This is a genomic window from Citrobacter sp. EC_71 (assembly GCF_019584005.1).
Classification (GTDB): Bacteria; Pseudomonadota; Gammaproteobacteria; order Enterobacterales; family Enterobacteriaceae; genus Citrobacter; species Citrobacter werkmanii.
Genome location: NZ_VDAY01000013.1, coordinates 1 through 16638, shown reverse-complemented (window position 1 = coordinate 16638; position 16638 = coordinate 1). Strand labels below are relative to the sequence as shown.

The window sequence follows — 16638 nt, the reverse complement described above, 5'->3', positions numbered from 1 at the left end:
GCCCGGTAAGTAAAGCCACCACCGGGCAAAAAACTCACGCCGCCGGTAATTCCGCCAGCGGCCAGCGTGGACGTACGGTCACGCCAAGATCCGCCGTTGCGCCCGCTTTAAAACGCACCATACCCGCGTAGGCGATCATCGCCCCGTTGTCGGTACAAAATTCCGGGCGTGCATAGAACACTTCGCCGCGGCGTTTTTGCATCATTTCGGCAAGCTTCGCGCGCAGCGTGCGGTTAGCGCTCACGCCCCCCGCCATCACCAGACGTTTAAAACCGGTGTGATCCAGCGCGCGTTTGCACTTGATCATCAGCGTATCAACCACCGCATCTTCAAACGCTCGGGCAATATCTGCACGCGTCTGATCGTCATTTTCGTTATTACGAATCGTATTCGCGGCGAAGGTTTTCAGGCCGGAGAAGCTGAAATCCAGTCCCGGACGGTCGGTCATCGGACGCGGGAAGACAAAGCGTTTTTCCACACCCTGTGACGCCAGCTTAGACAGCATTGGGCCGCCAGGATAATCCAGCCCCAGCAGCTTGGCGGTTTTGTCGAACGCTTCACCTGCCGCATCATCAATCGATTCGCCCAGTAATTCATACTGACCGATACCGGTGACGCTGATCAATTGTGTGTGCCCGCCGGAAACCAGCAGCGCGACGAACGGAAAAGCAGGAGGATTCTCTTCCAGCATCGGCGCCAGCAGATGCCCTTCCATATGGTGCACAGGAATTGCCGGCACGTCCCAGGCGAACGCCAGTGAACGTCCTACGGTTGCACCGACCAGCAGCGCGCCAACCAGACCCGGACCTGCAGTGTACGCCACCGCATCGATCTCTTTCGCCGTCAGTCCCGCTTCTTTCAGCGCGGCCTGAATCAACGGTACGGTTTTACGTACGTGATCGCGCGAGGCCAGTTCTGGCACTACGCCGCCGTAGTCAGCGTGTAATTTCACCTGACTATACAATTGGTTGGCTAAAAGACCTTTTTCATCGTCGTAAATGGCGATGCCGGTTTCATCGCAGGATGTTTCAATACCCAGTACACGCATGACTTGTTTTACCTCGCTCTATTACCGCGCAGTGTAGGACCAATGCGGGTTGATGTAAAACTTTGTTCGCCCCAGGCGAATGCCTCGTGTATACTCCTTGTCCTTATAAAAGTCCCTTTCAAAATCGCGTGGGTGCTTTACAAAGCAGCAGCAATTGCAGTAAAATTCCGCACCATTTTGAAATAAGCTGGCGTTGATGCCAGCGGCAAACCGAATTTATTAAAGGTGAGAGTTACATGCCGGTAATTAAAGTACGTGAAAACGAGCCGTTCGACGTAGCACTGCGTCGCTTCAAGCGTTCATGCGAAAAAGCAGGTGTTCTGGCGGAAGTTCGTCGTCGTGAGTTCTATGAAAAACCGACTACCGAACGTAAGCGCGCTAAAGCTTCTGCTGTGAAACGTCACGCGAAGAAACTGGCTCGCGAAAACGCACGCCGTACTCGTCTGTACTAATCCATTGAGAGCTAAGGCTCTCAATTCAGACTGAGTTGTAGTTGTAAGGCCGTGCTTCCGGAAGGAATGCGCGGCTTATTTTCGTTTATACACGTCATCATTCAAGCTGCCTCAGTGTTGGCTGCAGTCGCTCACCCCAGTCACGTACTTGCTGTACGCTCCTGAGGATTCGCTTCCTTGCCGCCTTGATGCATCCTGAATGATTTTGTGTATATGAGTCATCAAAAAACAGGGGCTTATGGCTGGACGAATTCCTCGCGTTTTTATTAATGACCTGCTGGCAAGAACCGACATCGTCGATCTCATCGACGCGCGGGTAAAGCTGAAAAAGCAGGGCAAAAATTATCACGCGTGCTGTCCGTTCCATAACGAAAAAACCCCCTCTTTCACCGTAAACGGTGAAAAACAGTTTTATCACTGCTTTGGGTGTGGCGCGCATGGCAACGCCGTCGACTTTCTCATGAACTACGACAAGCTCGAGTTTGTGGAAACCGTCGAAGAACTGGCCGCAATGCACAACCTTGAAGTGCCCTATGAAGCAGGCAGTGGCCCCAGTCAGATAGAGCGCCATCAACGGCAAAGCCTTTATCAATTGATGGACGGCCTGAACACTTTTTATCAACAGTCTTTGATGCAGCCCGCCGCTACCCCTGCGCGCCAGTACCTGGAAAAGCGAGGATTAAGTAGCGACGTTATCACCCGTTTTGCTATTGGTTTTGCGCCCCCCGGCTGGGACAACGTCCTGAAACGGTTTGGCGGCAATGCTGAGAATCGCAAATCGTTGGTCGATGCGGGGATGTTGGTCACCAACGATCAGGGACGTAGTTACGATCGCTTTCGCGAACGGGTGATGTTCCCCATCCGCGACAAACGTGGTCGGGTCATTGGTTTTGGTGGACGCGTGCTGGGCGATGCCCTGCCGAAGTATCTGAACTCCCCGGAAACCGATATTTTCCATAAAGGTCGCCAGCTGTATGGCCTTTATGAAGCCCAGCAGGATAACGCCGATCCGCAGCGCCTGTTAGTGGTGGAAGGCTATATGGATGTGGTAGCGCTGGCGCAATACGGCATTAACTACGCCGTGGCATCTCTTGGGACGTCAACCACCGCCGATCACATCCAGCTGTTGTTTCGCGCGACGAACAACGTGATTTGCTGCTACGACGGCGACCGCGCCGGACGCGATGCAGCATGGCGCGCGCTGGAAACCGCACTGCCCTATATGACAGACGGCCGCCAGCTACGCTTTATGTTTTTACCTGATGGCGAAGACCCCGATACGTTAGTGCGTAAAGAAGGGAAAGAGGCCTTCGAAGCCCGGATGGAGCAGGCGTTGCCGCTCTCCGCGTTTTTATTTAATAGCCTGTTGCCACAGGTGGATTTGAGTACCCCGGACGGACGCGCACAGCTCAGCACGCTGGCGCTGCCGCTGATCACTCAGGTGCCGGGCGAAACGTTGCGCATTTACCTGCGACAGGAGTTGGGAAACAAGCTCGGCATTCTGGATGACAGTCAGCTTGAACGTTTAATGCCAAAACTGGCAGAAAATGGCGCTTCCCGCCCTGTTCCACAGCTAAAACGTACGACCATGCGTATACTTATAGGGTTGCTGGTGCAGAATCCGGACCTTGCTCCACTGGTTCCGCCGTTAGGCGCACTGGACAGTAATAAACTGCCTGGACTTGGCTTATTCAGAGAACTGGTCAACACTTGTCTGGCTCAGCCAGGCCTGACCACCGGCCAACTGTTAGAGCACTATCGTGGCACAAATGATGCTGCAACCCTTGAAAAACTGTCGATGTGGGACGATATAGCAGATAAAGATATCGCAGAAAAAACCTTCACCGACTCACTCAACCATATGTTTGATTCGATGCTTGAACTGCGCCAGGAAGAGTTGATAGCTCGTGAGCGCACACACGGTTTAAGCAGCGAAGAACGCCGGGAACTCTGGACGCTGAACCAGGAACTGGCCAAGAAATAGCTGAAAGACAAAAGTATTTAACGGCTTAACTGCCGAATATCGATCGGGAAGCCCCCGACAGCCGCACGGAGAGGCAGCGGCAAAATATAAGTATGCCCTCGTTTTGCCGTTGGCGGTTTTACCGCCCAACACCAATCAAACGAATTAAGTGTGGATACCGTCTTATGGAGCAAAACCCGCAGTCACAGCTGAAGCTTCTTGTCCAACGTGGTAAGGAGCAAGGCTATCTGACCTATGCCGAGGTCAATGACCATCTGCCGGAAGATATCGTCGATTCAGATCAAATCGAAGACATCATCCAAATGATCAATGACATGGGTATTCAGGTGATGGAAGAAGCACCTGATGCCGATGATCTGCTGCTTGCTGAAACCTCCAACAGCACCGATGAAGACGCGGAAGAAGCGGCTGCCCAGGTTCTGTCCAGCGTTGAGTCCGAAATCGGCCGTACAACTGACCCGGTCCGCATGTACATGCGTGAAATGGGTACCGTTGAACTGTTAACCCGTGAAGGCGAAATCGACATCGCTAAGCGCATCGAAGACGGGATTAACCAGGTTCAATGCTCCGTTGCTGAATACCCGGAAGCCATCACCTATCTGCTTGAGCAATACGATCGCGTAGAAGCTGAAGAAGCGCGTCTGTCCGATCTCATCACCGGCTTTGTCGATCCTAACGCGGAAGAAGACATGGCGCCAACGGCGACCCACGTTGGTTCTGAACTCTCTCAAGAAGAGATGGATGAAGATGAAGACGAAGATGAAGAAGATGACGACGACAGCAGCGATGACGACAACAGCATCGACCCTGAATTAGCGCGTGAAAAATTCGCTGAGCTGCGTACCCAGTACGAAATCACCCGCGACACGATCAAGGCCAAAGGCCGCAGCCATGCTGCCGCACAGGAAGAAATTCAGAAGCTGTCTGAAGTGTTCAAACAGTTCCGCCTGGTGCCGAAGCAGTTCGACTACCTGGTAAACAGCATGCGCGTCATGATGGACCGCGTGCGTACTCAGGAACGTCTGATCATGAAGCTCTGCGTTGAGCAGTGCAAAATGCCGAAGAAAAACTTCATCACTCTGTTCACTGGCAATGAAACCAGCGAAACGTGGTTCAACGCGGCAATCGCGATGAACAAACCGTGGTCTGAAAAACTGCACGACGTGGCAGATGACGTTCACCGCGGCCTGCAGAAACTGCAGCAGATTGAAGAAGAAACCGGCCTGACCATCGAGCAGGTTAAAGATATCAACCGTCGCATGTCCATCGGTGAGGCGAAAGCCCGTCGCGCGAAAAAAGAGATGGTTGAAGCGAACTTACGTCTGGTTATCTCTATCGCCAAGAAATACACCAACCGTGGTCTGCAGTTCCTGGATCTGATTCAGGAAGGCAACATCGGTCTGATGAAAGCGGTTGATAAGTTTGAATACCGTCGTGGTTACAAGTTCTCCACCTACGCAACCTGGTGGATCCGGCAGGCAATTACCCGCTCTATTGCGGATCAGGCGCGTACCATCCGTATTCCGGTGCATATGATTGAGACCATTAACAAGCTCAACCGTATTTCCCGTCAGATGCTGCAAGAGATGGGCCGTGAGCCGACGCCGGAAGAGCTGGCTGAACGTATGCTGATGCCGGAAGACAAGATCCGTAAAGTGCTGAAGATCGCCAAAGAGCCTATCTCCATGGAAACGCCGATCGGCGACGATGAAGATTCGCATCTGGGTGATTTCATCGAGGACACCACCCTCGAGCTGCCGCTGGACTCTGCCACTACCGAGAGCCTGCGTGCCGCAACGCACGACGTTCTGGCTGGCCTGACCGCTCGTGAAGCGAAAGTTCTGCGTATGCGTTTCGGTATCGATATGAACACCGACCACACGCTGGAAGAAGTAGGTAAACAGTTCGACGTTACCCGCGAACGTATCCGTCAGATCGAAGCGAAGGCGCTGCGTAAACTGCGCCACCCGAGCCGTTCTGAAGTGCTGCGTAGCTTCCTCGACGATTAATCTCGCCGTATAAGTTCAAACGCCACCGCAAGGTGGCGTTTTTATTTACATCCCGCGCATGACCAGCGCGTCATCCAACTCGCGATACGCCTCCACCAGCTTATCCAGTGTAATCCGGCTCAATCCGCTGGGATTTGGCAATACCCAAATCTGCGTCGCGCCAATGGTCAGCGTCTGCTTTCCCCACTGCGCTCCACGCTGACTGAAGCCTTGCTCGAACGCCTGCTTACCAAGGATCGCCAGCGCGGCAGGCTGATAGTCATCAATCTTTTCGATAAGCTTACGGCCACCGCTACGCATCTCCTGTAGCTTCACTTCATTAGCCTGCACCGTCGGTCTGTCGACAAACTTGGTCACGCCACAGCGGAAGTCCAGCAGGTGTTGCGCCTCTTCTGGTTTGAGCTGGCGATCGGTAAATCCCGCCTGATGGATGACCTTCCAGAAGCGATTGGCGGGGTGCGCAAAGGGGAACCCTGTACCTGCGGAAGATAGCCCCGGATTGATGCCGCAAAACACCACCCGCAGCCCTGGTGCCAGTATGTCCTTAACCATAATTACTCCGAACAATACATCAGAGTAACAGTATAACGGACTGATAATACATTGTTTATAAAATCAGCATCCGTACGCTTATGTCTGGATTGCGACGCGGAGTTACTTTATAATCCACCGCCACGGCCCCTTAGCTCAGTGGTTAGAGCAGGCGACTCATAATCGCTTGGTCGCTGGTTCAAGTCCAGCAGGGGCCACCAAATTTTGTTATTAAAATCATATAATTAAGCCACTCTAATGAGTGGCTTTTTTGTTTGCACATTTTAGAGGGGCGATGAAATGGCGGTGGAAACAGTAGTGCAATGTGATTGGCTCACTCTTTTAACAACCGAAACACTAATCCCTGCATCCGCTTTTGTTGCAATTTGTCTTTTCATAGTAAGAGAGCTGCTAGATTGTTACCGTAAGTCAAAATCCAAAAAAAATGAGATTCGAGCTCTAAAGAAGATATTTGCCCGAGAGTGTCAGCTAGCGTGGAGTACAAGCGGTAAAATTAAGGGCTTATGCGAAAGGTTCGCCCCTTACGAAGAAAAACCTATGCACGAATGTCCACTTGGCTTCAGTATCATAAAAACTACAGCAGGCAAAACACGTTGGCTCGTCACTGAAAATGAAAAACCAGTTTCAGGTGGCGAACTCAGTAAGCCCTCAGCAGCAGCTTTCACAAAGTATTTATACGATATATCTAAACTTGACCCTGTCTTTTATGATAAAGCGAATTTAGCTTACACGGCAGTAATCGAGTTAAAACATTTTTATGACTCATTAGTGGATAATGAAGATACATCTAAACTATTGGAACTAAGTAGCGTCATGTATGGTTTTTCAGGATATGCCCTTGGAGAGATGGAATGGATCGAACGAGAAATTAAGAGTCTTTATCTGTACTGTACTGGTGAGGAGTTGACGGAAGGGCTTTTAAGATAGAACCCGCATATAGCGGGTCCATTTTACAACCAAGGTAAAGAGTTTTGCCCACTTGATGACGGGTGCGGCGGCGCAGGAATGACAATACCGGGAGTAACGATATAACGCTCGACCGATTCCATCGTCACAAATGTACAACTACAGTTTATGTTTGTGCATTGGTGATAGCGTTCTTTCGTATTTTCACTTAAATAGCGACTGGTGCGCGCATGTGCTGCGTGCTGGCACTTAGGACAATGGAACATGACGCCTCATTCATTCACTAATAGTGAATGAATGACACTAAGTTATTCACTATTTGGAAATAACTTTATTCTCTCCATACTCCACACCTGAAAGCATCACCTCAAGCTCTACAGCCGTCGTGAAGCCGTTCCCGCCGAGGCTATGGGTCACTTTGCTGATTATCCATGACTGGTCATCTATGACGCTCTTAAAGCCCGAGACCCTGACCGGCATTTCGGGATAAATATCTTCCCGACCAGTTGCCAGCATGATTGAGAACTCCGCAACGCCACGCTGTAATTTATCCCACTTCGCCTGAGCCGCGCGCATCGCTTGCGCCTTTGTCGCGTAAATGGTCGTCAGTGCGAAAACGTTGTCAGCCTCACCAGCCATATATTCACCCTCGCGGGCTTCCTGTTCTTTCTTCTTTTTCGCTGCGGTTTTACTGCTCACGACTTTTGCTTTCGGGTGCTGTAGCGCCCGGAGGTGTTGCTCTTTGGGCTTGCGCTTCAGCTTCACCGCTTGCTTTTGCTTCGCCGGTTTTGGGTCTTTGGTGTGCAGCCATTTAGCTGTTACGCCGGTGTAAGCGCCACGGTCAGCAATAGCAAACTGCTGCCGGTCGCCGTCACTGCGCTGGATAGTAATCTGAGGGATAGCTTTTCCGCTGGCCGTCGTACCACTTCCCGCTTTGAGCATCAACAATTTACCCGCTTTGACCGATACCGCACCGCCGTTGCGTTCCGCGAGGCGAGTCAGGAAAACAACGTCGGATTCCTGCGACTGGTCGATATGCGGAATTTTTATCCCGGCAAGAGAATCCGCGACACTGGCCGTTAATTTATTCCGGGCGGCTATCGCGCTGACAATAGCGCCGAGTGTGGTGTCGTGCCATGATTCCTCGCGGCGTGAATTGAGCGTTCCGCGAAAATCAGCGCTACGGGCGCGAATGGTCACCGTATCTGGTGCCCCCCGGTGCTCCACCTCATCGACGGTAAATCTCCCCTTATCAACGAGCGCGAAACCTTTCCATCCGAGGTACAGTGACAGCACCGCGCCGCGAATAGGCAGCGTGACAAGTCCGTCAGAATCATCGAGCTCAATGTCGAGCTGGTCAGCTTCAAAGCCCCGGTTATCCGTCATCGAGAGATTAATCAGCCGGTCGCTGATATTACCGGTGATATCTTTGCTTTCCAGTGTCAGCATAAAATCGGGCGTCAGTGTGACACCCGCGCCGGTGATAATATCCAGCATGATTAAGCCCCCATCTTAGACAGCAGATCACCCGCTTTACCGACCAGACTTTCGGCCTGTTTCCCGATATCGCCATAGACCGCCGCGAGCGATTCATCGACACGGGTCAATGACAGAGTGAAGCTGATTTTACGGGGCGACCTATCCTCAAAAAATACCGTACCGGTCTCCGAGACATTGCTGACAATAAACATCCCGTAAATCCAGCCTGAGCCAGAAATAAGCGGCCATGCACGACCCTGCTCGGCCATCGCATAAAGCGTCAGCATCGAAAACTTGCCGCCGGTCAGCTCAGGATACAGGTCACCACTCAGGGTGATTTTGTCTTCTCCCTCGCCGAGATACTGAAAGGCGTCACGCTTCCCGACGCGGGAGTTTGACGCCCAGCTATAATCCGCGCTGCGCTGCATACTCTGATAGGGCAGCGTCTGACGCATAAAAACAAACATACCTAATCAGAGTCTGATTCCATCACCGCCGCCACCGGGGGAATTGCCGATTTATCAGCAGGTGTGATAACCAGCCGTTCGACGTTGAAGTTTGCGCCGATGACGTCAAGGTCGTTGCCCTCTGCGTACGCCAGCGTGACCGCCTTTGCCGCATTATTTACACGCTGACGCCAGATAACCTCCCGATAGGGGTTTTCTTCCAGGTACTTCACCACCGGCTCAGACTCGAGGGCGAGCGTCCGGGCAATGGCATCCTGTTGGTCTTCAGGATAAAGAGATACAAATGTCGCCTTACGCTCAGCAAGGATGGTTTCAAAATCCAGCGTTTCCACAACGTCAGGCGCTGGAAGCTGGCTCAGGTCGATGGTTGCCATAAATTCAACTCACAGGAATCGTTAGAGAAAGGGGCTGGCCGGTATCTTTTGTCTCGCCATGCAGCTCGACAATCATCTGACCATTAAACTGACGTTCTACCGTCAGCGAGCTGATGCTGATGCGCGGCTCCCACTTGAGCAGCGCCATATAACAGGCGCACATAATTTGCAGCCTCAGCGCGTCGGTCTGTGGCATATCAATCAGGGAGAACAACAGCGAGCCATAATCGCGGCGCATCACGCGAGAGCCGACCGGCCTTCGCAAAATATCGCCACAGCTCTGACGGATATGGTCGGCGTCAGTGATGGTGCGCCCGGTCTCGCGATTCATGCCGATATATCGGGTCGTCATTTCGTGCCCTCCGTCCAGTCATCACCGCGCTTAATACCACCGTGGCCGTGGTCATCCACCACCACGCCATTTGAGGAGAGCTTGCCGCCGGTGTGCTTGATATCGCCGCTCATCTTCCCGCCTTTAGTGACCTCGAGTGTGGCGGTCGTCAGTTTGTTGGTGCAGACGACTTCCGGGGTGTCGAGGGTAATGCGGGTCTCGGCTTTCACCGTCACCAGCGGTACCGTCGCGGTGATGGAATCCGACGCCGTAACGTCTGCGGTTTTAATGCCGCTCACAGTCAGCGCGCCGGTCTCCGGTTCGTACTCTATAACAGCCCCGTCAGGAAAGGTGATGTGAAAAGCATCAGCCGACGCCGACGGCGCGGGGTGGTCATCAGAGAAAATACCGGGCAGCACAAAAGCGGTGTCGAGCTCACCACCGACGGCCAGCAGTAAAACCTGCTCACCCACAGACGGAGCCCACCAGACACGTGAGCGACCGGCGCGCGTGGTCAGCCACTGAAGCCAGTCGGTAACAATGCCACCAGTCTGCACACTACAACGCCCGTCATTGAGGTCAACTTCGACAATGACGCCGGTACGAATCAAATTACGCAAGATTCTTTCGATATTGCTAAGTCTGTTTAATGTGCTCATGCCTTCAATATAGATGTCATTTTCGACATAACCAATTGACAACAGTTTGCAGGTAGATGACACTACAAAGAAAACAGTAAAACTTAATTATGATAAACAACCTTTCTATTTTCTGGAATTTCATTCAAAGACGTTACACCGACACATTTGAGTGGCGCCAAAAGATAAAAAAAAGTCTCACCAATGAAATTCAAAAGTCCTTGAGCACAATTCGCGACATGGATTACATTACTGCTGTATTCATTAGCTTTGTTATTATTGTATATGTATTTTCCGAAATTAACTCCGTGTACGACAGTGGGTTCTTAAACTCTCTACTTGGAAATTTAAATGCTTCCATATGGGAATTTCTGGTTCTTGGCGTTATATTATTTTTCTTCGAAAAGAGAAGACAGAACGAAAGTAGCATATCCGACCTTCTAAGCGACCTTGAGAATTACGGCACCGCTTCTGAATTAGCCTTAGATATACAAAGATTAAAAATAATAAAGGAATTAAACAGGCGAGGATGTTTTGACATCAAAGTTCAAGGTATAAAACTTCAGAACATGAGCGCAGTGAAGGGTTTGAAATTCATTGACGCTCAAATAGCTGAATTAAGCTTTCATAGTTCAACCTTAAATAACTGTGAATTTATTAATTGTGACATAAGAAATTTATGCCTAGTAAATTCCAAATTGAAAAATGTAAAATTCACAAATTGCAAAATGAAGAATAGCGACTTCAAAGAAGGAAAGTTTAGCGGACTTACTATTGAAGATTGTACTCTCGACGGTACTGACATGTCAGATGCTGATTTGCAAAGCTGCTTATTAGCTGGAAATAAATTTAACGGCGCTAATTTTTCCAGAGCTAATCTGAAAATGACAAATTTAACAAAATCAACTAACCTTAATGCTCAGCAACTCGCGACCGCCGGGAATCTAGATTATATAAAATGCGACCAACACATACTTAGAGAATTAACTCAATTACGAGACGATATAAAAATGGCCAAAGGAACACGGCGTTAGGGGAATCGAACCCCTACGAAGCCAGGCTATAGCCCAACAACGGAACCATCCCACCCACATATAAAACTATCACTTGAAATAGCTATTGTCAATTAAAATAGATACAACAAGCTCTTCTATCTCATTGATTTCACGCGCGTTAAACCCCATAAGTGGCCGTGAATCATATTTCACCAATTGACTGTTTCGTCCTGGTTTATCTTTGAGACCATACTGATGCACATTCGCCATCCGTTGTACTTTGCCGGTAAATTCCACGACCGCAGCGTCATTCCCCGCTGAGGCTTTCATAAAACGACTGGTGCGGAGTTTGGCGAACATTTCCCGCTTAACCCGGCCTTTTTTGGTTTTTACCGGCTGGCGCTTTCTGGCGGCGTAAGGTGTCCCGTCCGGGGTTTTCTGCGTTTTAATCCGGCGCTGTTGACGAGCTCGCAGGGTCTTCGCGATATCTGCGGCCATTCTGCGACGGGCAGCAGGTGACAGCGCCGCTATCAGCCCCGCGAGCTTATCGTCAAAGGGTTTAAAGTCATTCATGCAATCGACTCACGAGCTCACCGTTAACATACAGCTCAACCGGTCGGGTACGCGAGTAAAAACTGTGTGACCGACTGGCGCGAGCAGAAGCGCCGCACGCGCGAATTTCTTAAGGGGCTGGATTTCGAAGACGAAGAAGGCAACCGCATTAGCCTGATTGAAAAATACGACGGCTCGGTCGCTAATCCAGCAATACGCCGCTGTGAGCTGATGGCTCGCATTCGTGGGTTTGAAAATATCTGTAATGAGCTCGGTTATGTCGGGATACTTACAAAAACCGCACCGTTCCAATTAGCAAAGAGCTCTATGAGTTTCTGCCTGATGATAAAAAAGGCCGGTTGTTTAGTGATTGTTATGGCGCGTTCCGATCTGCGCTGGAAAGAACAGGCATCGAACTTCCCGCAGGACAACTAACCCACGTTTTGCGCCACACCTTCGCCAGCCACTTTATGATGAATGGCGGAAATATTCTGGTTTTGTAGCGCGTACTAGGCCATACCGACATAAAAATGACAATGCGGTATGCACACTTTTCTCCAGATCATTTAGAAGATGCAGTAAAATTTAATCCGCTTAACGTGTTATGTTTAAATTCTAACATCATTTGAAACTAAATTATTTGAAAGCTAATAGATAGAGTATAAAATCGATAAGCAGCACCCGCTGCTTATCGATTTTTATTTATTCATAATCATTGTAATCTAATTCTAGATATCCAAAATGAATTGTATCCAATTTATCAATAACCTCAACATTATCTATTTCAAGGCAATCAATATTTTCTTTAGCTTCCTCAAGATCACCTTCAAAGGTAATGAGGACTCTACACTCAAAATTCTCGTCCACTTCTTTTGTAACACAACCTAAGTATACTTGATCATGATCAATCGAATCATATTGATAAAGTGAAAACGTTCCTTCTGCATTCAGCTCAACATTAATTAAAGCCTCTACAACTATAGATGATTCAGCTTTCTCGATTAGTTTTAATTTATCATCAATTGTTGTGAAATCTATAAATGTTACATCAACACCATCAGGTTCCCAATTGAAAGGGGAATCGCCATCTTGATTGACATAGTATCCAGTAAAAATACGCTCCAACTCATTTCTTAATTGTAAACCAAACTTATTAGCCTTTAAAAATTGAAATGCAGATTCTAACTTTGACACCATCAAAAATGGAGCATCTTTATTATTAAAGTAGTTTAAGGCATCGCCAAGATTTTCATTATAATCAATACGTTCAGAACCTTCACAATAACCTTTCCAATCCCCATCCTTTGCTACAGCATAAATAACCTCACTATTTTTTTTTGCCCAATGCTCTAATGCAAGCAAAGCTATAGCATCTGGAAATTCATTCTTCTTTTTTCCAGTAACAGCGAATGGTGGTTTGTTATTAAAGTAATTATCCCTTAATTCTGCTACGCCTACATATTCAGCAGAATCTAGAATAATAGCTCCTGTCTGCTCCAAAAATGCGTTGACTCTTGAAGTCGCCAGTTCATTTATCTCTGGACTATCAATTAATTGCTGTTTTGCTTCAGTCAATAAACTACCTTCAAAAAATAGATGCTCATTTGCCTCCTCAAGTGCTTTTTGCAGCAATGTTTTGCTACTAATAATTTTTTCAGATAAATGTTTTGTAAGTTCATTAACAACGATATCAGTCAAAACAAATTTCGTCGGCGAACCATTAAACTGTTTTAATTTACCAAGCAGACCTTTCTCTAATTTTAATGCATTGCCGTCAAAGATTGAGGTATCTAAAGTTATTGCTGTATAATTCTTCTCATTCATTGTAACGCTCACTATCTATGATGTATTGATTCACTCTAATTTTATCATTGACTTAGTTAATGATAAGCAACAAAAACGTGATAACTGTCACATCAGTCATCAAAGCACAACTTCCTCAGATTCGATGTTTTAAACAAATGGCGATAAAATGGCGGTAGAAATGGCGAATATAGGGTATATCATTGGCAAACAGATGCAAACTATGTCAATGATAAATAACGCAAACTATTGATTTTCGGTTGTTCTGGTAGGAACTCATAATCGCTTGGTCGCTGGTTCAAGTCCAGCAGGGGCCACCAGATACAGCAAGGGCTGGAGAGAAATCTCCAGCCCTTTTGCTTTTCATGGGGATACTCCGGGGATACTTTCAAACGGGAAACATAGTGTTTTATGGTTAAACAATAACCAGATAGAAAGTGTTTAGCCAAAATATCCGTAATAGACCCGGTAAACAGCCATGAAGATGTCACGGATATCCCGGCCATCAACCAAAAAATAAGAGCTGTTCAGTAAATCTCCGCACTTCATCAGGCCAACTGGGGAACCGATAATTTCAACCGTCTCATGCTCCCGGTTCCTTTTCGGATCGCACGAGTAATGTTTGGTGTGATTGCACAACGACCGAACCACCTGGTATTCAGGTAGCTCCTGCAGTGCTTTATCAAGCGCTTCCTCCCTGCTTAGTTCATCGCAGGGCTTCCCGTCATAATCACTTTCCTTGCCCTGAAAAATCCATTCTCGAAGGTGGTACATGGGAAACAGCGTATCTATCAGCCCCTCCTCGGTCGGGTGCTTATAAAAATTCACCCACTTGATTTTGAGATGCTCGAACATCGACCCTGCATCACCCTTGTTGAATAAACCTGCCATAACGTTACTTCGCCTCCTGCAAAAAATTACCGCGATATTACAGCAAATCCATCTGCCCGGTGGCGCGAGGATCGTATTCTTCAACCAGAATGCTGAGTTCGCGCCGGAACCACCGGGAAACCAGCTGCCGATGACAGAACTCACCGGGTTTCTCCCAACACAGCAGTACCGGCTCATGTCCGCCAGCCAGGGCGTGAAGCTCATTCCATAAATCTCGATGATCTGAATCAGGGTATGGCAAATAACGCAGGTTGCATATGTCGCTAGTGCGCCAGTCGATGACAACTGAAATATCCCACCAAATCAGCACCCCATCAGACTGGGTCTGTTGGATACGTTCGCGCAGCTTGCGCTGTTCATCGCGGTCATAGACGGGCTGCAGGTACCCTGCACTTTTGAGCCGCCTGTGATTGGGCTTGCATCAAATCTATATTCGTTTTTTCAAACGCGCCATAACTGTAACCAATTCTAATTATTCCATCGTCTTTACTCCCTCCTACGGGAGTCATTTGTTTATGAACGGTACAGCCAATAACCCCCTCCCAAAAGCAAAATGCTATTTTTTCATGTTAAATCCTTTTCATTAGTTTTTTAACTTGCCCCCGTCATGTACGGAAACATACCTGCGCCCTTTTATTTTCGGAATTAGTTTAGGCTATCTCCTCGCGATTGATTCCGCCTGCTCTCAGCGCCAAACGCACTTGCCTTACACACCGCGTCACGCTTTCTGCGGCACTAAATGATTAACCTCCCTAATTAATTGGGTATCTATTAGCAACTCCTTTTAACTGGAATGGATAACAATCATGGGATGGGACACAAGAAGCGCCGGAAACTGGGCGAAAAATCATGCCGAACCGGGACCCACGAGTAACTGTGCATTGTATGTACGCAAGGCCATAAAGGCAGGGGGCGTGATCGTAACAAATACGCAAAACGCCAAAGATTACGGTCCAATGCTGGAGGCTGCGGGGTTTAGAAAAATATCTGCAACGCAACCCCCCAGAACTGGCGACGTGGTAGTGATTCAGCCTTACACTGGAGGACACGCCGCCGGTCACATGGCTATTTACGACGGCCAGGATTGGTATTCGGACTTTAAACAGCGGGATTTTTGGGGCGGCCCTGGCTACCGTTCATCAAAACCAGCGTATCAAATGTACAGGAAGGATTGATGAGAGCCCTTTATGTTGTTCTCATGATATTTGCAATTACCGCGTGCAGCTCAGGACGCGATAACGCAGAAAGGCGCGTTTTAGATTTCTACACTTACTATCTAAACGTGTTTGCAAATAGTGAAGGGAAAATAAAGCCTGCGCCTGAAAAGATGAATGAATATATTTCGAAGGATACACTAACCCAACTAAATACTATCTCTCATATTTATGAGCAGGAAATTATCGATACCGATTACTATACATATGCGCAAGATTACTCAGCAGATTGGATCCCCTTATTGAAAGTTGGAAAAGCGAAAAACTCTTTTGGTGGTAAATACGTTGATGTTTGGCTTGGTCGGCAAAATAATCAGACATATCAAATTGGAATTTACTTAAAAAGAGAGATGGGCAAGTGGAAAATATACAGAGTGACGAATGTAACCGCTGGTTATGAACATTACATATTTGATAAGCAAGCTATTGCAAAAGCTAAGGAAGGTGCGAATAAGCAGGTCATTTCTTCCCAAGCTGACTCGCTGATTAAAATTTCGCGGATCTGGGCCGATTTTTTTCCCGCAAACACATCGAATCAGCCTATTTAGGCTATTTTTTCCACCATTTCTGGCGTTATTTCCGGTTTTTACTGAGATCTCTCCCACTGACGTATCATTTGGTCCACCCGAAACAGGTTGGCCAGGGTGAATAACATCGCCAGTTGGTTATCGTTTTTCAGCAGCCCCTTGTATCTGGCTTTCACGAAGCCGAACTGCCGCTTGATGATGCGAAACGGGTGCTCCACCCTGGCACGGATGCTGGCTTTCATGTATTCGATGTTGATGGCCGTTTTGTTCTTGCGCGGATGCTGCTTCAAGGTTTTTACCTTGCCGGGACGCTCGGCGATCAGCCAGTCCACATCCACCTCGGCCAGCTCCTCGCGCTGTGGCGCTCCTTGGTAGCCGGCATCGGCTGAGACAAATTGCTCCTCTCCATGAAGCAG

Annotated in this window: 19 protein-coding genes, 1 tRNA gene and 4 pseudogenes; 10 read left to right on the top strand and 14 right to left on the bottom strand. The window is 48.6% G+C overall.

The annotated features are described in order from the left end of the window. Nucleotides 1-34 precede the first annotated feature (34 nt). Nucleotides 35-1048: a tRNA (adenosine(37)-N6)-threonylcarbamoyltransferase complex transferase subunit TsaD gene (gene tsaD / locus FHD02_RS14990; protein ID WP_042311072.1), complete on the bottom strand. Its 1014-nt coding sequence runs from the start codon at nucleotides 1046-1048 to the stop codon at nucleotides 35-37. A 236-nt stretch (nucleotides 1049-1284) separates the two neighbouring features. On the opposite strand from tsaD, the gene rpsU reads away from it, so the two are divergent. The 3 genes from rpsU to rpoD all read left to right on the top strand — a co-directional run bounded on the left by rpsU (nucleotide 1285) and on the right by rpoD (nucleotide 5493). After that, nucleotides 1285-1500: a 30S ribosomal protein S21 gene (gene rpsU, locus FHD02_RS14985; RefSeq protein WP_001144069.1), complete on the top strand. Its 216-nt coding sequence runs from the start codon at nucleotides 1285-1287 to the stop codon at nucleotides 1498-1500. Nucleotides 1501-1738: 238 nt separating this feature from the next. Continuing rightward, the gene (gene dnaG, locus FHD02_RS14980) at nucleotides 1739-3484 is read left to right on the top strand and encodes a DNA primase (protein ID WP_038633998.1); all 1746 of its coding nucleotides are present in this window, start codon (nucleotides 1739-1741) and stop codon (nucleotides 3482-3484) included. A gap of 164 nt (nucleotides 3485-3648) precedes the next feature. Continuing rightward, on the top strand, nucleotides 3649-5493 hold the full coding sequence (gene rpoD, locus FHD02_RS14975) for an RNA polymerase sigma factor RpoD (RefSeq protein ID WP_038634001.1): 1845 nt from the start codon (nucleotides 3649-3651) through the stop codon (nucleotides 5491-5493). A gap of 45 nt (nucleotides 5494-5538) precedes the next feature. On the opposite strand, the gene mug is transcribed toward rpoD, so the two are convergent. Further along, nucleotides 5539-6045, bottom strand: coding sequence for a G/U mismatch-specific DNA glycosylase (gene mug / locus FHD02_RS14970; protein WP_069324359.1), 507 nt, complete (start codon nucleotides 6043-6045; stop codon nucleotides 5539-5541). A gap of 124 nt (nucleotides 6046-6169) precedes the next feature. Here mug and FHD02_RS14965 point away from each other — a divergent pair. Beyond that, nucleotides 6170-6245: transfer RNA gene (locus FHD02_RS14965), tRNA-Ile, on the top strand. A 79-nt stretch (nucleotides 6246-6324) separates the two neighbouring features. After that, nucleotides 6325-6972, top strand: a complete 648-nt coding sequence (locus FHD02_RS14960) for a hypothetical protein (protein ID WP_220394044.1) — start codon at nucleotides 6325-6327, stop codon at nucleotides 6970-6972. Between the two features lie 23 nt (nucleotides 6973-6995). Here the strand turns inward: FHD02_RS14960 and FHD02_RS14955 are convergent, their stop codons facing one another. From FHD02_RS14955 to FHD02_RS14930, 6 genes and pseudogenes are all read right to left on the bottom strand, one after another. Continuing rightward, nucleotides 6996-7217, bottom strand: coding sequence for a DNA-binding transcriptional regulator (locus FHD02_RS14955; protein ID WP_220394043.1), 222 nt, complete (start codon nucleotides 7215-7217; stop codon nucleotides 6996-6998). A gap of 49 nt (nucleotides 7218-7266) precedes the next feature. Continuing rightward, nucleotides 7267-8448, bottom strand: coding sequence for a phage late control D family protein (locus FHD02_RS14950; RefSeq protein ID WP_220394042.1), 1182 nt, complete (start codon nucleotides 8446-8448; stop codon nucleotides 7267-7269). A gap of 2 nt (nucleotides 8449-8450) precedes the next feature. Then, a complete protein-coding gene (locus FHD02_RS14945) occupies nucleotides 8451-8897 on the bottom strand; it encodes a phage tail protein (RefSeq protein ID WP_220394041.1) in 447 nt (148 codons plus the stop codon). A 5-nt stretch (nucleotides 8898-8902) separates the two neighbouring features. Then, nucleotides 8903-9271, bottom strand: a pseudogene (locus tag FHD02_RS14940) (baseplate assembly protein); the annotation flags it as partial. 4 nt (nucleotides 9272-9275) lie between these two features. Beyond that, nucleotides 9276-9623 carry a GPW/gp25 family protein gene (locus FHD02_RS14935; protein ID WP_220394039.1) on the bottom strand — a complete coding sequence of 116 codons (348 nt, stop codon included), beginning with the start codon at nucleotides 9621-9623 and terminating at the stop codon, nucleotides 9276-9278. Then, a complete protein-coding gene (locus tag FHD02_RS14930) occupies nucleotides 9620-10261 on the bottom strand; it encodes a phage baseplate assembly protein V (protein ID WP_220394038.1) in 642 nt (213 codons plus the stop codon). Before FHD02_RS14930 ends, FHD02_RS14935 begins: the two co-directional genes overlap by 4 nt. 89 nt (nucleotides 10262-10350) lie before the next feature. On the opposite strand from FHD02_RS14930, the gene FHD02_RS14925 reads away from it, so the two are divergent. Then, the gene (locus FHD02_RS14925; RefSeq protein WP_220394037.1) at nucleotides 10351-11274 is read left to right on the top strand and encodes a pentapeptide repeat-containing protein; all 924 of its coding nucleotides are present in this window, start codon (nucleotides 10351-10353) and stop codon (nucleotides 11272-11274) included. Between the two features lie 69 nt (nucleotides 11275-11343). Here FHD02_RS14925 and FHD02_RS14920 read toward each other — a convergent pair whose 3' ends face one another. Next, nucleotides 11344-11808, bottom strand: a complete 465-nt coding sequence (locus tag FHD02_RS14920; RefSeq protein ID WP_220394036.1) for a phage virion morphogenesis protein — start codon at nucleotides 11806-11808, stop codon at nucleotides 11344-11346. 48 nt (nucleotides 11809-11856) lie between these two features. Between FHD02_RS14920 and FHD02_RS14915 the strand changes: the two are divergent. Together FHD02_RS14915 and FHD02_RS24420 are read left to right on the top strand one after the other, a co-directional pair. Continuing rightward, nucleotides 11857-12093: pseudogene (locus tag FHD02_RS14915) on the top strand (replication endonuclease); the annotation flags it as partial. Continuing rightward, nucleotides 12081-12416: pseudogene (locus FHD02_RS24420) on the top strand (tyrosine-type recombinase/integrase); the annotation flags it as partial. The pseudogenes FHD02_RS14915 and FHD02_RS24420, both read left to right, overlap by 13 nt. Nucleotides 12417-12489: 73 nt before the next feature. Here the strand turns inward: FHD02_RS24420 and FHD02_RS14910 are convergent. The 4 genes and pseudogenes from FHD02_RS14910 to yecR all read right to left on the bottom strand — a co-directional run bounded on the left by FHD02_RS14910 (nucleotide 12490) and on the right by yecR (nucleotide 14990). Continuing rightward, nucleotides 12490-13611, bottom strand: a complete 1122-nt coding sequence (locus FHD02_RS14910; protein ID WP_220394035.1) for a PIN domain-containing protein — start codon at nucleotides 13609-13611, stop codon at nucleotides 12490-12492. A gap of 420 nt (nucleotides 13612-14031) precedes the next feature. Further along, nucleotides 14032-14685, bottom strand: coding sequence for a hypothetical protein (locus FHD02_RS14905; RefSeq protein WP_220394034.1), 654 nt, complete (start codon nucleotides 14683-14685; stop codon nucleotides 14032-14034). A gap of 37 nt (nucleotides 14686-14722) precedes the next feature. Further along, nucleotides 14723-14860, bottom strand: a pseudogene (locus FHD02_RS24885) (integrase); the annotation flags it as partial. Continuing rightward, the gene (yecR, locus tag FHD02_RS14900; protein WP_220394033.1) at nucleotides 14847-14990 is read right to left on the bottom strand and encodes a YecR family lipoprotein; all 144 of its coding nucleotides are present in this window, start codon (nucleotides 14988-14990) and stop codon (nucleotides 14847-14849) included. The gene yecR and the pseudogene FHD02_RS24885, both read right to left, overlap by 14 nt. A 297-nt stretch (nucleotides 14991-15287) precedes the next feature. Here yecR and FHD02_RS14895 point away from each other — a divergent pair, with 297 nt between their 5' ends. Beyond that, entirely contained in the window at nucleotides 15288-15656 is a 369-nt protein-coding gene (locus FHD02_RS14895; protein ID WP_220394032.1) for an NlpC/P60 family protein, read from the top strand. Beyond that, nucleotides 15656-16243 carry a YbjP/YqhG family protein gene (locus tag FHD02_RS14890; protein ID WP_255597288.1) on the top strand — a complete coding sequence of 196 codons (588 nt, stop codon included), beginning with the start codon at nucleotides 15656-15658 and terminating at the stop codon, nucleotides 16241-16243. The genes FHD02_RS14895 and FHD02_RS14890 overlap by 1 nt, the downstream gene beginning before the upstream one ends. Before the next feature lie 38 nt (nucleotides 16244-16281). On the opposite strand, the gene FHD02_RS14885 is transcribed toward FHD02_RS14890, so the two are convergent. Next, nucleotides 16282-16638, bottom strand: a 357-nt coding sequence (locus FHD02_RS14885; protein ID WP_074517268.1) for an IS5/IS1182 family transposase, incomplete at its 5' end; no start/stop codon positions are given.

Coding starts and splice junctions, on each gene's coding strand:
- FHD02_RS14905 (WP_220394034.1), bottom strand. CDS start 14,685: ATGAGCTTCACGCCCTGGCTGGCGGACATGAGCCGGTACTGCTGTGTT.
- FHD02_RS14945 (WP_220394041.1), bottom strand. CDS start 8,897: ATGTTTGTTTTTATGCGTCAGACGCTGCCCTATCAGAGTATGCAGCGC.
- FHD02_RS14910 (WP_220394035.1), bottom strand. CDS start 13,611: ATGAATGAGAAGAATTATACAGCAATAACTTTAGATACCTCAATCTTT.
- mug (WP_069324359.1), bottom strand. CDS start 6,045: ATGGTTAAGGACATACTGGCACCAGGGCTGCGGGTGGTGTTTTGCGGC.
- yecR (WP_220394033.1), bottom strand. CDS start 14,990: ATGACTCCCGTAGGAGGGAGTAAAGACGATGGAATAATTAGAATTGGT.
- FHD02_RS14935 (WP_220394039.1), bottom strand. CDS start 9,623: ATGACGACCCGATATATCGGCATGAATCGCGAGACCGGGCGCACCATC.
- FHD02_RS14920 (WP_220394036.1), bottom strand. CDS start 11,808: ATGAATGACTTTAAACCCTTTGACGATAAGCTCGCGGGGCTGATAGCG.
- FHD02_RS14955 (WP_220394043.1), bottom strand. CDS start 7,217: ATGTTCCATTGTCCTAAGTGCCAGCACGCAGCACATGCGCGCACCAGT.
- FHD02_RS14895 (WP_220394032.1), top strand. CDS start 15,288: ATGGGATGGGACACAAGAAGCGCCGGAAACTGGGCGAAAAATCATGCC.
- rpoD (WP_038634001.1), top strand. CDS start 3,649: ATGGAGCAAAACCCGCAGTCACAGCTGAAGCTTCTTGTCCAACGTGGT.
- dnaG (WP_038633998.1), top strand. CDS start 1,739: ATGGCTGGACGAATTCCTCGCGTTTTTATTAATGACCTGCTGGCAAGA.
- FHD02_RS14925 (WP_220394037.1), top strand. CDS start 10,351: ATGATAAACAACCTTTCTATTTTCTGGAATTTCATTCAAAGACGTTAC.
- FHD02_RS14960 (WP_220394044.1), top strand. CDS start 6,325: ATGGCGGTGGAAACAGTAGTGCAATGTGATTGGCTCACTCTTTTAACA.
- FHD02_RS14930 (WP_220394038.1), bottom strand. CDS start 10,261: ATGAGCACATTAAACAGACTTAGCAATATCGAAAGAATCTTGCGTAAT.
- rpsU (WP_001144069.1), top strand. CDS start 1,285: ATGCCGGTAATTAAAGTACGTGAAAACGAGCCGTTCGACGTAGCACTG.
- FHD02_RS14890 (WP_255597288.1), top strand. CDS start 15,656: ATGAGAGCCCTTTATGTTGTTCTCATGATATTTGCAATTACCGCGTGC.
- tsaD (WP_042311072.1), bottom strand. CDS start 1,048: ATGCGTGTACTGGGTATTGAAACATCCTGCGATGAAACCGGCATCGCC.
- FHD02_RS14950 (WP_220394042.1), bottom strand. CDS start 8,448: ATGCTGGATATTATCACCGGCGCGGGTGTCACACTGACGCCCGATTTT.